Origin of the sequence: Pararhodobacter sp. (genome assembly GCF_036802785.1) — a bacterium.
Classification (GTDB): Bacteria; Pseudomonadota; Alphaproteobacteria; order Rhodobacterales; family Rhodobacteraceae; genus Pararhodobacter.
The window spans coordinates 19,847-35,321 of sequence record NZ_DAIRVN010000051.1 but is presented as its reverse complement, the minus strand read 5'-3'; the positions used below and the strand labels follow the sequence as shown (position 1 = coordinate 35,321).

The 15,475-nt window shown below is 64.9% G+C and carries 6 protein-coding genes and 1 pseudogene; 2 read left to right on the top strand and 5 right to left on the bottom strand.

The window, feature by feature from the left end:
- Together V7Q53_RS15970 and V7Q53_RS15965 are read left to right on the top strand one after the other, a co-directional pair.
- A pseudogene (locus V7Q53_RS15970) lies at positions 1-111 on the top strand (DNA polymerase III subunit epsilon); the annotation flags it as partial.
- Complete coding sequence (locus V7Q53_RS15965; RefSeq protein WP_333829670.1) at positions 108-1,298, top strand: TIGR03862 family flavoprotein; 1,191 nt, start codon at positions 108-110, stop codon at positions 1,296-1,298. The pseudogene V7Q53_RS15970 and the gene V7Q53_RS15965, both read left to right, overlap by 4 nt.
- Here V7Q53_RS15965 and V7Q53_RS15960 read toward each other — a convergent pair.
- From V7Q53_RS15960 to V7Q53_RS15940, 5 genes are all read right to left on the bottom strand, one after another.
- Positions 1,287-1,970: a 4'-phosphopantetheinyl transferase family protein gene (locus V7Q53_RS15960; RefSeq protein WP_333829669.1), complete on the bottom strand. Its 684-nt coding sequence runs from the start codon at positions 1,968-1,970 to the stop codon at positions 1,287-1,289. The two genes, V7Q53_RS15965 and V7Q53_RS15960, sit on opposite strands and share 12 nt — an antisense overlap.
- Positions 1,970-6,520, bottom strand: coding sequence for a MupA/Atu3671 family FMN-dependent luciferase-like monooxygenase (locus V7Q53_RS15955; protein ID WP_333829668.1), 4,551 nt, complete (start codon positions 6,518-6,520; stop codon positions 1,970-1,972). The genes V7Q53_RS15960 and V7Q53_RS15955 overlap by 1 nt, the downstream gene beginning before the upstream one ends.
- Positions 6,521-6,522: 2 nt before the next feature.
- Positions 6,523-7,461 (bottom strand): glycosyltransferase family 2 protein, encoded by a 939-nt coding sequence (locus V7Q53_RS15950; RefSeq protein ID WP_333829666.1) that lies wholly within the window; start codon positions 7,459-7,461, stop codon positions 6,523-6,525.
- A complete protein-coding gene (locus V7Q53_RS15945; protein WP_333829664.1) occupies positions 7,458-13,787 on the bottom strand; it encodes a type I polyketide synthase in 6,330 nt (2,109 codons plus the stop codon). Before V7Q53_RS15945 ends, V7Q53_RS15950 begins: the two co-directional genes overlap by 4 nt.
- Positions 13,788-13,928: 141 nt before the next feature.
- Positions 13,929-15,455 carry a hypothetical protein gene (locus V7Q53_RS15940; RefSeq protein ID WP_333829663.1) on the bottom strand — a complete coding sequence of 509 codons (1,527 nt, stop codon included), beginning with the start codon at positions 15,453-15,455 and terminating at the stop codon, positions 13,929-13,931.
- Positions 15,456-15,475 lie beyond the last annotated feature (20 nt).

Below are 15,475 nucleotides of genomic sequence, written 5' to 3'. Positions count from 1 at the left end.
CCCCGCCCCTCCCCCCTTCCCGCCCGCCTGACCGAGGCTGAGGCACAGAACCATGCGGCTTTCGTTGAAAAGCTGGGTGAAAACGCGATCTGGCGGAAGTATCAGGCATGACAACCGAGCGGGCCCCGGCCCTTGTGATCGGTGCCGGGCCTGCGGGTCTGATGGCGGCGGATATGCTGCTTGCCGCCGGTTTTCCGGTGATCCTGGCGGAGGCAAAGCCATCGCCCGGGCGCAAACTGCTGATGGCCGGGAAATCCGGGCTGAACGTCACCAAGGATGAGCGTCTTGCTGATTTCGTGCCGAACTATGCCGAATCGGCACCTTGGCTGCACCCCATTCTGGCTGATTTCGGCCCCGATCAGGTGAAAAGCTGGATGTATACCCATCGGCAGGAGGTGTTCACCGGCTCCTCCGGGCGGGTGTTTCCCAAGGCGATGAAGGCGTCGCCGTTACTGCGCTATTGGCTCAATGATCTGGGCGCGCGTGGGCTTGATCTGCGCCTTCGCTGGCGCTGGACCGGGCTGGAAGACGGCACTTTCCACTTTGCTACCCCGGACGGCCCCCGCGCCATCATTGCCGAGCGCGTTGTGCTGGCGCTGGGGGGCGCAAGCTGGGCGCGGCTGGGTTCTGACGGGGCCTGGGCGCCAATTCTGGCTGGTAATGGCGTGCCGCTGGCGCCCTTCCGGCCCGCGAATATGGGCCTTCGGCTTGATTGGTCGCGGTTCATGGTGCCGTATTTCGGGGCGCCGCTCAAATCCATTGCCCTGATGGCCGGAGGGCAAAGGGTGCGCGGCGAAGCGGTGATTACAGCCAAGGGGTTGGAAGGGGGCGGTATCTATGCCGTCAGCCGTGCGGTGCGCGAAGGCGCGGCGCTGGCCATCGACCTCTTTCCTGACCTCGGCGCTGAACTTATTACTGAGCGGCTGGCGGCCCGGCCCGCTGCTGAAAGCGTCTCTAACAAGGCGCGAAAGGCACTGCGGCTCAGCGGTGCGCGGCTTGCGCTGGTGCAGGAATGCGCCCGCCCCCTCCCCTCGCAACCAGAGGCGCTGGCGGCACTGTTCAAGGCCCTGCCCCTTCCGCCCTGCCAGCCCGCCCCGATGGATGAGGCCATTTCGACAGCAGGCGGCATTCCCCGCACCGCGCTGGATGACGGCCTGATGCTGCGCGCGTTGCCCGGCGTTTTCGCCGCCGGTGAGATGCTGGACTGGGAGGCACCCACCGGCGGCTACCTGCTCACCGCCTGCATTGCCACGGGCCGCTGGGCGGGGCGTGTGGCGGCAGGCTGGTCAGGCGCGTAGGGCGATCGCGGTAATGATCAGCCCACGGGTGACTGACACCCGCCCTTCCAGCCGCGCGCCGCTGGCAAAAGGTGGCACGGGCCGGGTGAACCGGGCTTCAAACCTGCCCGCGCCAGGATCAGCCGAAATGGTGATCACCTCAAAGCCGAAAAGCTGCCGCGTCAGCGGATATTGCGCCTTGTAAGCGCATTCCTTGGCGCTGAAAAACAACCGCGCCATCCGGCCGGGATCGGCTTGCTGACTGATCCAGCGCTGTTCATCCGGGGCCAGAACGGTATCAAGGATATCGGCCGGCAGCGGCGCATCCTCCTCGATATCGAGCCCCAGCGCGGCAATCACCGGGTCATTGCACAGCACGGCAATGCAGGTATCCCCCATATGGCTGATGGAGCCGCTCAGGCCAGCGGGCCAGACCGGCGCGCGGTCATCGCCCATGGGAACGGGGCGCGGCGCAAGCCCCAGCGCCACCTGTGCCGCCCGTGCCGCAGCGCGCCCGGCGCGGAACTCACGCTGGCGCGCCGGTATCGCATTGCGGATGGCAGCTTGTTCCACATGAAACAATTCGCCGCCCGCATAGGTTAGCGGGTTGGTGATGCCCACACCGACCGGAACGGGAAACAGGCCCGCAACCAGTGCTTCCAGCCCCTGATTGCGGCTTTCCGTACCCGCCATCAGCTGATCTTGCTGAGCCGTTCAGCCCGAAGCGCGCGGCGGCGTGACATGGCATCCTGCCGCCCCCGCGCCGCGCTCTCCTCTTCCGGCTGCGGTGCCGGTGCGGCGGTGACCGGCCTGAGTTTGCTGTCAATATGCCGGGCAAGGTCAGCCAGAACCGGAAAGCGGAACACATCGGTGATCGAAAGGCCGGGAAGGGCCAGCGCCTCGCGGATCTCGCGATGCGCATGAACCGCCAGAAGCGAATGGCCGCCGAGCGCAAAGAAGCTGTCGCCGGGGCGGATCGCATCAACACCCAGAACCCCGCGCCATATTTCGGCCAGCCGGGCCAGTGTGTCACTGCCGGTGGGAAGGGCGGGCTGCGGCGCGCGCGCCACAGGTATTCCGGGTGCGGGAAGCGCCTTGCGGTCCACCTTCTTGTTCGGTGTCAGCGGAAAGCTGGTAAGGGCGACGAAATGCGCGGGAATCATATGCGCGGGCAGTTCCGCCGTCAGCGCAGCACGGAGCGCATCGGTGTTGCCCGCCTTCGGCCCGGTCAGATAGGCAACCAGCCGCATATCGCCGGGCGTATCCTCGCGCGCCATCACCACCGCCTGATCAATGCCCGGCTGGGCATCCAGCAGCGTTTCAATCTCGCCCGGTTCAATGCGGTAGCCGCGGATTTTCACCTGATGATCGGCGCGGCCAAGAAAATCAATGCCGCCATCGCCGCGCAGCCGCACCAGATCTCCGGTGCAATAGAGCCGCGCGCTGCCCTGCCCGACAAAACGCTCCGCCGTCAGCTCCGGCCTTTGCCAATAGCCGCGCGTGACCCCCTCGCCGCCGATCCACAGCTCTCCTGCGGCACCAAAGGGCACAGGGCGCATGGCGCTGTCCAGAACATGCAGCGTGGTGTTGGCAATCGGCGTGCCGATGCCCGCAACCCCCTCGCCGCCCTCGGTCATGCCGGTGGTTGACCAGATTGTGGTTTCGGTTGGGCCATACATGTTCTGCACGGGCGCGCCGGTAATCTGCGCCAGTTCCCGCGCCAGTGCACCGGGCAGGGCCTCTCCGCCGATCATGAGGTCTGAAACGCGCGCAAGTGCCGCGCGGGCCTCATCATTGGCCACCAGCATGCGCGCCATCGACGGGGTGCATTGCAGATGGCTGACCTTGTGGCGGATGATCTGCGCGGCAAGCGAATAATCATCCTCAGCCACCTCGGTGGGCTGGTTGGTGCGGCGCAGAACCTCGGCCAGCGGGTAAAGCCCTTCGAGCACCTGATCAGGGTTGATGCCGAAATCAATCAGGCAGGCAATCTCGGATACGCCGATCTTTTTGAGCTGCTCCATCCGTGCAAGGCAGTCTTCAACCGTGCCGAACAAGCCTGAATCCTCGAAATACCGATTGAAGGCATAGTCGAGAACGCCATCCACCTCATCCTGACTCAGGGCGCTCAGGTCGATGTCCATGGGGTTCGTCGCCCCCTGCGGGCGCTTGAAGGCCGGGAAGGACCACGCATATTGCTTCACCAGCCCGGCCGCCGACAGAAGGTAGCTTTTCATCGGTCCGCGCGCCGTTTCGCGGGCCAGTTCGCGCGAGCGGGCGACATAGGTATGCAGCATCAGCGTGATGGTGAAATTGGCCGGGTCATGGCCTGCCTTGCGCAGCGCTTCGTGGTAAATCTTGATCTTCCCGGCCACCTCATCAATCGACTGGCCCAGCAGGTGGGTGAGCACATTCGCGCCGATCTCACCGGCTTCGCGCCAGGTATCGGGGTTGCCGGCAATGGTCAGCCAGACGGTCAGTTCCTTGGAAACCGGCCGGGGCAGAGACTGAACCGGCACCATTTCGCCGCCACGGTCAAACGCCACAGCCTCGCCGCGCCACAGTTTGCGCACCTTGTCGATCGTATCGAACATGGCGGTTTTGTTGTTGGGCGGCGCGTTTTCTGGCCGCAACACAAAATCCACCGGATGCCAGCCCGAGGCTATGCCAAGCGCCGCGCGCCCGTTGGTCAGGTTGTCGATCACCGCCCATTCTTCGGCAATGCGGACCGGATGGTGCAGCGGTGCCACCACAGAGCCGGAGCGCACGCCGATATTGCGCGTGACCGCCGCCACCGCCGCACCCAGCACCGAGGGGTTGGGATAGGGGCCGCCGAATGCGTGGAAATGCCGCTCAGGCAGCCAGACGGCGGAAAAGCCGTGGTTGTCAGCGAATTTCGCGCCCTCCAGCAGCAACTCATATTTGCGCGGGCCGGGGCCGTCGTCATTGCCCCAGTAGAACAGGCTGAAATCCATCTTCTTGTCAGAGATCGGCATGCTGCCGCCGGAAACCATCATCCGGTCTTCATCCGAGGTCAGCACCAGCTTGAAGCCGCGCGCCAGTGTCCAGAACAGCTCCAGCACCGAGATATCGAAGGACAGCGAGGTCACGGCCAGCCAGACTCCCGGCGGGTCATGGCGGATGCGGTCGTCCATCCCGGCAAAGAAATTCGCCACATTGCCGTGCTCGACCATCACGCCCTTGGGCAAGCCGGTGGAGCCCGAGGTATAGATCAGATAGGCCAGATTTCCCGGCCCCGCGCCGGCGGCAGGGTTCTCAACGCTGGCATTCATCAGGCGGGTGTCGGTATCCAGCACCAGCAATTCGGCTTTATGCGGCGGCAGAATGCCGGTCAGTCCTGATTGCGTAACAAGAACCGGCGCGCCGCTGTCTTCCAGAAAATGTGCAAGCCTGTCAGCGGGATAGGCCGGGTCCATCGGCACGTAGGCCCCGCCTGCCTTGAGGATACCCAGCGCCCCCACCAGCAGATCGGGCGAGCGGCGGGTGCAAAGCGCGACCGGCACATCTGGCCCCACGCCCATGCCCTGCAGCACCTGCGCCACACGGTTGGCGCGAGCGTTCAGTTCAGCATAGGTCAGGGTTGTGCCCTCAAAGACGAGCGCCGGGGCGTCCGGCGTTCTGGCGACCTGCGCTTCAAACAGGCGGCTGAGGGTTGCGCTGGGATCATGGTCGCGCGCGGTATCATTGAGCGCCGCAAGCAGCGCCTGCTCGGGCGCGGTGATCAGGTCCAGCGTGGTCAAGGGCGCGTTGCCATCGGCCCCGGCGAGATGGTTCAGGCGCGCGACGAACAGGTCCAGCGTGGCCTCGTCGATGCGGCTGGTATCGGCCATCAGCTTCAGGCTGCCCGCACCGGAAACGAGGCACAGGGCCACCCCCTCAATCATCGCGCCGGTATCTGACAGGCCCAGATGCGGCATGGCCATGGGCGCAATGGCGGGGTCGCGGGCGATCAGGTCACTTGTATGGCCGGGGAAGCGGCGGGCGGCATCCACATTGGCGCGGACAGCGCTTTCCAGCGCTGCAAGGCAATCACCCTGCGGCATCAGCGGCACCCAGCCCGCCAGATAGAGCGGCGCGGCGGCCTGCGCTTCAGCGATTTCGCGGCAGCGATAGGCCATGCCGCTGGCGCCACCGATCAGGCTTGCATAATGCGCCAGCACAGCGGCAGCGCGGACCATCTCCAGCCCCGGCAGATCACGGCTGGCAATCGCCCCGCCGCCCGCAGGCCGAATGCCCGGCAGATCGGCGGCTGAGAACGCGGCAAGCGCGCGCCGCCAGTGGTTTTCACCGGGCGTCACGCGGGCCACGGCGGCACTGAGCGCTTCCATATCCGCATGGGGCAAAAGGGTGCCGGGGCCGGCAACCGTGCCCGCCTCCACCGGCAACCCGCCCAGACAGGTCAGCCCGGACAGCCGCACGGCGCCGTCGCCGCAAGCAACAACAAGCGCGTCATCAACCGCCAGAACGGTGCCGGGCGCGCCCATGCCCGCAGCCATCTCGGCCTGTCCGACAGCAAAAACCCCCGCCGCGCTTTCGATCTTTGGCAGCGTCAGCGGGTTCCAGTAGCCGCCATGATCCATCGCGCGCACGCGGCGCAGCAGGTCAGCGGCGGGCAGAGTGAAATCAAGCCGCCCAGCCCCGGCGGGCCGGTCATCGCGCAGACAGAGGGTGCGCAGCGCCAGATCCTGCTTTCGCCGTGCGGGCACCCCGCTTTCCAGCGCGGCAACCACCGCCGGAAAACTGTCGATCCCGCTGGCATAGCAGCGCGCGTTCAGGCTGAAGGCGGTGTCATCCGGGGTGATGTCGAACAGAACCTGTTCGATGATATCGCCCGCGTCCACCTCAGGCTCGATCAGGTGCCATGTGATGCCGTGCTGGCGCTCATCGTTGAGCAATGCCCAGACCGGGGCATTCAGCCCGGCATAGCGCGGCAGCGGGCCATCGTGGAAGTTGACCGCGCCTTTGGTGGCCATCGAAAGCACCGCCTCAGGCAGAACCGACAGGTTGGCGACCGAGAAAAGCCAGTCAAAACCGGGGGTCAGCCGCTCTGCCAGCCCGGCGCCGGGCGCGACAACGGGAATGCCCGCGCCCCCGGCCCATGCGATGACATCGGCATTGCGGCTGGCGATGGTGCGGATCGCATGACCGCGCTGAACCAGCACCTTTGCGCATTCCACCAGAAGCGATTCATTCCCGACCATGACGCAGGAAAACGTGGTCATCTTCAACTCTCCGGTTTTGAGCGCGATGTGAGACTATAGCTTACAAAATCGCGGAAAAAATATGGCGGGGTGTGCGGCTTTTTGCCCTGCAGAAGCGCTTTCAGCCGGAACACCCCCAGCCCGGCCCAGTGCGCCAGCGTCGCCAGCGCGGCATAGGCCCTGCCGTGGTTCTTGATGAAATAGTGTCGGCGCGAGGCGAACCAGTAGCGCGGCACACGCTTCCATTCCTTCATCCCGGTGCTGACCGATCCGACATGCGCTACCCGGCTTTCGACCACATAAACCGTGGGCCACCCGGCCACCGCGGCACGGCGGCAGAGGTCGGTTTCCTCAAAATACAGAAAGAAGGTTTCGTCAAAAAGGCCGGTCTGATCCAGCACGCTTTGACGGATCATCACGCTTGCGCCCGCCAGCCAGTCAACCCGCGTGGTGCTGGTGGGCAGCGGTGGCGCGACGATGCTGTTTTTCAGCAGCCGAGAGAAGATTCCGGTGCAGGCCGCCCCCTCAAACTCGCTCGCAATCGAGGGGAAGCGGAACGCGGTGGTATGCGGCGCGCCGTCAAGCCCGTGAATATGGCTGCCCGCAAGGCCCACATCGGGGTGGGTTTCAAGATAATCCAGCAATGCGCGGATAGCATCGGGCGCGGGAAACGCATCTGAGTTCAGGATATAGACATAATCCGCCCCGCCCGGCAGCCCGGCGCGGATGCCGAAATTGTTGCCTGCGCCATACCCGCCGTTGCGCCCCGATTGCAGGACGCGCACGCCGGGCCAATCGGCCGCCTCGGCCTGCATCCGCTCGAAAGAGCCATCCTGTGAATCGTTGTCGACAATGGTTATCGCGCCGTCGATCCCCTCCATCGCGCGCATTGCGGCGCGCGTGGCATCCAGCGTCATTTCCGCCGTGCGCCAGTTCAGGATGATGCAGTGAACCCGGCTCATGCGCCGCCCTCCGCCCTGGCGATCAACTCGCGCATCCGGGCGGCCATCACGCGGACATTCGGCTCCAGAACCATCGAGTCATGATCGCCCGGCACCTCATGCACGCTCAGCGCTGGCATCCAGCGCGACCAGTCATTGTCCGGCAGCACATATTCCCGCGCCGCGCTGACCCATTGGCCGCCAGACACCTTCCAGTGCCGGTCAAGCGGCGGGCGGAAAAGGGCTGTCGGGCCTGTATAGGGACGCAATTGCACATGCGGCAGCGCATTGCGGAAGGCGGCTTCGATCGCGCGGTTATGAAAGCCGCTGTCGCCGTCGCCCTCATTCGCCATACGGCGCTGGGCTTCCTTCCAGTCGCGTTTCGCCTGCCACCATTCCAGCAGATACCCCGGCCCCTTGCGCCGCAATTCAGCCAGCTTGATCAGCGCCTTGTCCTGCCGGCTCAGCGCGGGCCGCAGCGGCAGGGGCGTGTCCAGCATCACCAGAAGCGAGACCTCTTCGCCCGCCTCCTGCAATGCCCATGCCATTTCCAGCGCCGTCAGCCCCCCGCCAGAGAAGCCGCCCAGCAGATAGGGGCCATGCGGCTGCACCTGCCGGACCTCGGCTAGATAATCATGCGCGGCGTCTTTCAGCCTGCCATGCGGCGGCTTGTCACCCAGAAGGCCGCGCGCCTGAAGGCCATAGAAGGGCCGGTCGGCGCCCAGCAGGCTGGCCAGATGGCGCAGGTTCAGAACATTGCCAAACATTCCCGCAACAAGGAAGAACGGGGTCTTTTCGCCGCCTTCCCCCTCATGCATCGGCACCAGAAATTCATAGCGCCGGGTGGGGGTGACGGGGGCCGCGCCCGCTTCGGTATAGCCGGTGCGCTCGGCGATCATGGCCGCGCTTTTGGCAATCGTCGGCGCCTCGAACAGGACAGAGATGGGGAAATCCACCGCCCAGGCCTTTTTCACCTTGGCAAACAGCCGCACCGCGATCAGTGAGTGGCCGCCCAGATCAAAGAAGCTGTCCTCAACGCCGACACCCTTCACGCCCAGCAGGTCTTCCCAGAAGCCCACCAGCATTTTCTCGATATCATTGCGCGGGGCGACATAATCGCTGCCCAGATCAGGGCGCTCAAACTTCTGGCCCTCACCGGCTTCGGGCGCAGGCGCTTCGGCGGCCTCGGCAATAAGTTCCGGCAAGGTCAGAGACGAAATCACCACCTGCGGCACACCCAGCGCCAAGGCGCGCACAAAGGCCTCAGCCCCCTCGGCGGGTGTGATGCCCTGCGCCAGATTGCGCGCCAGCCGCTCCTCAGCCCGGCTGAGCGCGCGGCCCTCGCCGGGGGCTTCGTCAAACACCAGCTCTGACGGCAGAAGCGGCGCGGGGGTGCCAAAGCCCTGTTCAAGCCGCTTGATGGTAAAGCGCCGGATCTCGGCACAGACCGTGCCATCGGGTGTGGCCAGCGTGATGTCGAAACTGGCGAAACCATGCTCCGCCGGGCTGATGCGCACATGGCTGACAATTTCGGCGGGCAGCGGCGCGAATACCGCGATACTGCCATAGGAAACCGGCACCCAGAGCGCCTTTGCCCCATACCCCTCGATCAGCCCCATGGCCCAGCCGGTGGCAAGGTCCATCAGCGCGGGGTGCAGCACAAACCCGGCGTCCAGATCAACGCGGAACGCATCCGGCAGCGCCAGATGCGCCAGCCCCTCCCCCTGCCCCAGCGCGGTGCGGCGCAGCACCCGCCAGCGCGGGCCAAAGGCCAGATGCGCTTCCTGTGGCGAGGTGATGCCGCTCTCATCCTCAGCAACTGGCCCGGTGCAACGCGCTGAAACCGCAGCAATATCCAGCGGGGCGGGTGCTGCCAGCGGGTTGAGCAACAGCCGGGCCTGCGCATTCAGCACGAAACCCTTGCGCCCGCGAACCTCGGCCTGCGTGCGCAACTCAAACGTATAGCCCTCATCGCTGCGCGCCAGCGTGACGCGGATATCGCGTGGCGTATCCACCTCAAGCGCGCGGAAGAACACCAGATCGCGGATCTCGAACGCGCCGGTTTCACCCTGACCGCGCAGGGCTTCGGCGGCGAGTTCCAGAATGCCGGTGCCGGGCAGGATGGCGCGGCCGTCCTTTGTGCGGTGCTCGTCCAGCACCCACTGGCCGGTGTTCAGCCGCGCGGTGAAGCGGCGGTTCATCTGGGCGTCAAACCCGGCCTCATCCAGCAGCGGCAGGTCCACCGGCGTGGGGGGCAGCGAGGGGGCGTGGCCCAGCCGCACCGCCATCGCCTCTGCCGCCATGCCGACATCGGCCCAGATACCCCAGTTCAGCGCCAGAACCTGCGTTTTCCCCCCGGCGCGCGAGCGGGCGAAGGCGTTGAGGTATTCATTGGCGGCGACGTAATCGACCTGACCGGCAGGCGCGGTGAGCGTGGAGGTTGAGGAAAACAGCACCATCACCTTGACCGCGCCATCGGGCAGCAGCGTATCCAGCACCCTCAGGCCATGCACCTTGGGCGCCAGAACGGCATCGACACTGCCGGTGGTCTTGGCCAGAAGCGGCGCGTCGTCGATATGCCCGGCGGCATGGATCACGCCGTGAATGGGGCCAAGGGTGGTGCGGATATCGTCAAGAATACCGCGCATTTCGTCAATATTGCAGACATCACCTGCCGCCACCGTCACCTGCGCGCCAAGGCTTTCCAGCCGCTCGACAGCCAGAATGCGCCGCGCGCGCGGATCGGCGGGGTTGTCGCGCAGCGCGGGCCATTCGCTGCGTGCAGGCAGCGGGGTGCGGGCGATGAGGGCGATGCGGGCGCCTGAGCGGCGGATCAGTTCCTCGGCCACCGACAGCCCGATCCCGCCAAACCCGCCGGTAATCACCCAGAGCGCGCCTTGCGGCAGATCAGGCGCATCCGGGGCAACAAGGGGCTGCGGGCGCATCACCTGCGCATAGCGCTTCCCGCCGCGAAGGGCGGCGATGTCATTGCCGGGCCGGGCTAGCAGTTCCTCAAGAATCGGCCATATCAGAGACGTATCTGCCCGCTTGCGCGGCTCGATATCCAGCGTACTGACCGTGACCCCGGGCAGCTCATGCGGCATAACGCGGGCGGGACCGGCGATGGTGGCCTTCTCGGGCCACGGCAGCGCCTCATCGTGGACCCGCGCGGCACCGGCGGTCACCACGGTGATATGCAGCGGCCCGGCGATATTCTCGGCGCCGATGGCCTGCCCAAGGAACAGAAGCGAGTGAAAGCCCTGTTCCATATGGTGCTGAAACAGGTTTGAGCCGGGCCTGAAACGCGGGTTTCCGCCTGCCAGCCAGAAATGGGCGATCCGCGTGGGCAGGGTGCCGCGCGCGATCAGGTCCTGCATCAGCTGGTCATACCCCTCACGCCCGCGCTCGGGCGCAAGCTGATACGCGCCCTCAGCCAGACGGCGGAACGTATCACCCGCGCGGACCGTGACCAGCCGGTGACCGGCGGTGCGCAGCTTCTCCACCACCGGGGCGGCGATGCCCTCGTCATCGGTGAAGATCAACCAGGATTCAGGCGGTACAGAGCCGAATTCAGCCTCGATATCGGTCTCGATATCCGGCGAGCGGGGCACCCAGGCTAGCCGCGTTCCCCAAGCGCTGATATCCTCCAGCCGCGCGGGCAGGGTTGTGACCGGCATGGCACTGGGCGCAGCGGGCGCGATGAAATACTCTGCCCGCTGGAACGGATAGGTTGGCAGCGGCACCCGGTTGCGCCGCCCCTCCCCCCAGATCTGCGCCCAGTCAAAACGCGCCCCCAGCGCCCAGAACCGGCCCAGCAAGCCCAGATGATACAGGTCATCGGGGATGTCTTCATCCGGGTGGCGCAGGGCAGCCAGAACCTGCTGGCCCGGCACCGCGCCATGCATCCGGGTGAGCGAAGACAGGGCCTTGCCCGGCCCAACCTCAAGATAGATGCGATCCGGGTTTTCGCTGAGCGTGGTGATGCAGTCGGCAAAGCGCACGGTGTTGCGCAGGTGTTCAACCCAGTAATCCGGGCTTTGCGCCTGCGCGGGCGTCAGCGGCTGCCCGGTGCGGTTGGAGATGACCGGGATCTGCGGCGCATGCAGCGGGATAGCGGCGAGATAGGCGCGAAAGCGCGCCAGAATCGGCTCTAACATGGCTGAATGGGCAGCAATGTCGATGGCGATGCGCTGGCTCTGCACCCCGACACCGGCCAGGTTTTCCGCCAACGCAGCCAGCGCGGCATCGGGGCCGGAAACAACCGTCAGTTCAGGCGCGTTGATGCTGGCGATGTCCAGCCCCGCGCCCAGATAAGGGGTCAGCGCCTCAAGCGACAGGGGCACTGACAGCATGCCGCCCGCCGGAACGGTATCGAACAACTGCCCGCGCAGATGGACCAGACCAATGCAATCCTCGAATGACATGACCCCGGCAAGGCAGGCGGCGGTGTTCTCGCCCATCGAATGCCCCACCAGCGCGGAAGGCGAAATGCCCCAGGACAGGAACATCTGCGCCAGCGCATATTCGGTGATCATGATCAGCGGCAGCTGGACCGAGGGCTTTTTCAGCGTCTCATTGGCAGTGGCTTCGTCGCCCTCCTCAGGCAGCCATAGCGCGCGCAGATCATAGGCAAGCTTGGGTTGCAGATGGTCCAGCCCGCGATCCATCCATTCGCGGAACACCGGTTCGGTCTCATACAGATCACGCGCCATTCCGGCATATTGCGCGCCGCCGCCGGGGAACATGAAAACCACCTCGGGGTTTTGCAGCGTGGTATGGGTGAACACGCGCTGCGGGTTGTCGCCCTCCAGCAGTGCAGCGGCCTCGGCATGGGTTTCCGCCACCACCACGCGCCGCCGCTCAAACGCGCGGCGCCCGGCGTGGAGGGTAAAGGCGATATCGGCAAGGGGTTGGTCAGGGTTGGTGCGCAGATGGGCGGCAAGGTTCTTGCTAGCGTCTTCAAGCGCGGGGCGGTTGCGGGCGGATAGGGTGAGAAGCTGAAACGGCCAGTCAGATTCGTCACTAAGCTGGCGTAACGGGGCTTCTTGCAGCACGGCATGGGCATTGGTGCCGCCCACCCCCAAAGAGTTGACGCCCGCGCGGCGTGGGTGGCCGCGATCAGCCCAAGGGGTCAGCGTGGCGTTGACCTGAAAGGGGCTGCTGTCAAAATCAATCGTCGGGTTCGGGGCCTCATAGCCCAGCGAGGGCGGCATTTCGCGGTGATGCAGCGACAGCGCGGCCTTGATCAGGCTGGCGACCCCGGCGGCGGTATCGAGATGGCCGATATTGGTTTTGACCGAGCCGATGCGGCAAAAGCCGTTGGCCTCGGTCGTCTGGCGGAAGGCCTGGGTCAGGGCGGCAACCTCGATCGGGTCGCCCAGATAGGTGCCGGTGCCGTGGCATTCAACGTAATCAATGGTCTCGGCAGGGGTATCGGCTACCGCCTGCGCCTCGGCAATCGCGCGGGCCTGACCGTCAACGCTGGGCGCCAGATAGCCCGCTTTTTGCGCGCCGTCATTGTTGATCGCCGTGCCCTTGATAATCGCCCAGACATGATCACCGTCGCGCAGCGCATCTTCGGCGCGTTTCAGCACCACACAGCCTGCGCCAGAGCCAAAGACCGTGCCCTGCGCACGATGGTCAAAGGCGTGGCATTCGCCGTCCGGCGACAGGATCTCGTTTTCCTTGAAAATATACCCGTGCCCGTGGGGCAGCTCGATGGTGACACCACCCGCCAGCGCCATGTCGCATTCGCCCGACAACAACGCCTGTATCGCGTAATGCACCGCCACCAGCGATGTGGAGCAGGCGGTCTGGATGTTCACCGACGGCCCGCGCAGATCAAAGATATGCGAGACGCGTGTGGTCAGGAAATCCTTGTCATTGCCGGTGTGGCGCAGCAGGAACATGCCGACATCGTCGACCAGATCGCGGTTCGAGCAGATGTTGAAATAGAAATAAGACCCCATGCCGCAACCGGCATAAACCCCGATGGGGCCGCTGACATTCTCTGGCACATGGCCCGCATGCTCCATCGCCTCCCAGGCAACTTCCAGGAACTGTCGGTGCTGGGGGTCAAGGATGGCGGCCTCTTTGGGGGAGAAGCCGAAGAATTCAGCGTCAAACCGGGCGAAACCCTCAAGCGGGGCGGCGGCGGCGACATAATTCGGATGGCGCATCAGCGCAGGGTCTTCGCCCGCAGCCAGAAGTGCCGCCTCATCCAGCGGGCGGATGGCGCGCAACCCGGCGCGCAGGTTGGCCCAATATTCAGCGACCGACGATGCGCCCGGCAGATGCGCTGCCATGCCCACGATGGCGATGTCGTTTTCAGAATGTTCAGGGGGCATGCGCTGCTCAAGGTTATTCAGTTGATTGGAAACAATACGCTTTTACAGGCGGATTTAATGCGAAAAGCGGGCGAAAACGTGGCGAACATCGCAAGATACAATGGATATGAACGGGTTGTCGGCCCTGTTTCAAGGGCGTGTCTACAGGATGGTCCGGCGGGCGGGCTGCTTGGTGACCTCCTGCTGCCCGTCCGTCGTGGTGTCGGTGCCGGCGCGCGTCGTTCTCTGACCGCGCCGCGCCTGAAGCGCCTGCATGCGGGCAGCGCTGGTGGCACGGCCAAGGGCCTCGGCATAGCCAAGCAGCGCCCCGGCCATAAGCCAGGTGAAAGGGATCAGCGTGTCATTCGGCAGCAGATCAACCATATTCGCGGCAAGGATCAGCGCTACGGCTGAAACCGACAGCGGCACCACTGGCGCGAAGGGTTTGCGCGCATGCCACCAGAGCGACAGAAGGGGCAGCGCCAGAAGGCCGAACAGGGCCAGATAGCCCAGCCAACCGAAATGGCCGATGGCAATGATCCAGGTGCCGTCCACCACCACGTCTGAGGTGCCGGTAAGCGGATCATAGGGCATGAACCGGCCCCAGCCACCCCAGCCAAACAGCATTTTCTGCGCGACATGGTTCAGGATCATGTCTTCGTTGGCAAAGCGGTAAGCAAGCGACGCCGCGCGCTCAGGCTCGATGGCGGCAACCTGTGTCAGCAGGGTCTGAACCGGAATGATGCCCGAGCCCCGCAACAGCGGATAGGCCAGCACCAGCACGGCGATCAGCGCAGCCATCGTCAGATGCACGCGCGGCCGCAGCAGCAGCAGGACAGGGACAAAAACCAGCATCATCAGAATGGGGCCAAGAGTTTTGCAGATCAGCACAAGGCCCGCCATGAACAGCACCAGCAGCATCATCCGGCCACGCCCCGCTGGCTCGGACATTCTGAGCAGGGCTGCCGCCGCCATCACGCACATGAAGGCAAAAAACGCTACCCAGATGCCATGCGGCATGAAAACGAAGGGCCGGAAACCGCCAGAGCGGATGGCCTGAATGAAATCATGCTGGAAGAAGCCATAGAGCCAGGTGTGAAGCTGCGGGCTGAAGCGCACCTCGAACAACATGGGCAGCGCATAGATCAGCCCGGCGATCACCAGCGCCACCAGAACCTCGCGCAGCGCTTCGGCGGTGTTGAGGACGCTGCGCGCCAGAAAGAAGGGCAGCATCACGAAAAGCTGGTTCGTCAGCGACGAGGCCGCGTCATAGATCCGCAGCCCCGGAAGCTGCGCGCGCTCCAGATTGCTGGGGTCAAAAACCTGGAACGAGCCGAAATACTCGATGCCGAACTGCATCGGCTCCAGGTTCGTCAGCACCGTTACCGACGGGCTGATGATGAAGACCGCCAGTATCAGCTTTCCCGCCAGGCTTTGGGGCAGGATGGCGGGAAAGCGGCCCAGCACGAACATGCAGCCCGCAAAGGCCGCAAGGTTGGGGATGGTTTCCTTGTTGAAACCTGGAATGCCGGGCAGATTGATCTCGGACAGCTGTGGCAGCAGCATATAGCCGCCCAGAATGGACCAGATCAGCGCGCGCTCAAGGGTGAGCACGCGAAACAGGATAAAGACCACCAGCGGCCAAGTCAGAAGCGCCAGAAGCGCGATGCTGTTGCCGATGTTGATCATTCGCGCGACCCGCGCTGTGA

What these genes read in the sequence shown, in the direction of transcription:
- V7Q53_RS15965 (WP_333829670.1), top strand. Translation starts at nt 108, where the DNA reads ATGACAACCGAGCGGGCCCCGGCCCTTGTGATCGGTGCCGGGCCTGCG.
- V7Q53_RS15960 (WP_333829669.1), bottom strand. Translation starts at nt 1,970, where the DNA reads ATGGCGGGTACGGAAAGCCGCAATCAGGGGCTGGAAGCACTGGTTGCG.
- V7Q53_RS15955 (WP_333829668.1), bottom strand. Translation starts at nt 6,520, where the DNA reads ATGACCACGTTTTCCTGCGTCATGGTCGGGAATGAATCGCTTCTGGTG.
- V7Q53_RS15950 (WP_333829666.1), bottom strand. Translation starts at nt 7,461, where the DNA reads ATGAGCCGGGTTCACTGCATCATCCTGAACTGGCGCACGGCGGAAATG.
- V7Q53_RS15945 (WP_333829664.1), bottom strand. Translation starts at nt 13,787, where the DNA reads ATGCCCCCTGAACATTCTGAAAACGACATCGCCATCGTGGGCATGGCA.
- V7Q53_RS15940 (WP_333829663.1), bottom strand. Translation starts at nt 15,455, where the DNA reads ATGATCAACATCGGCAACAGCATCGCGCTTCTGGCGCTTCTGACTTGG.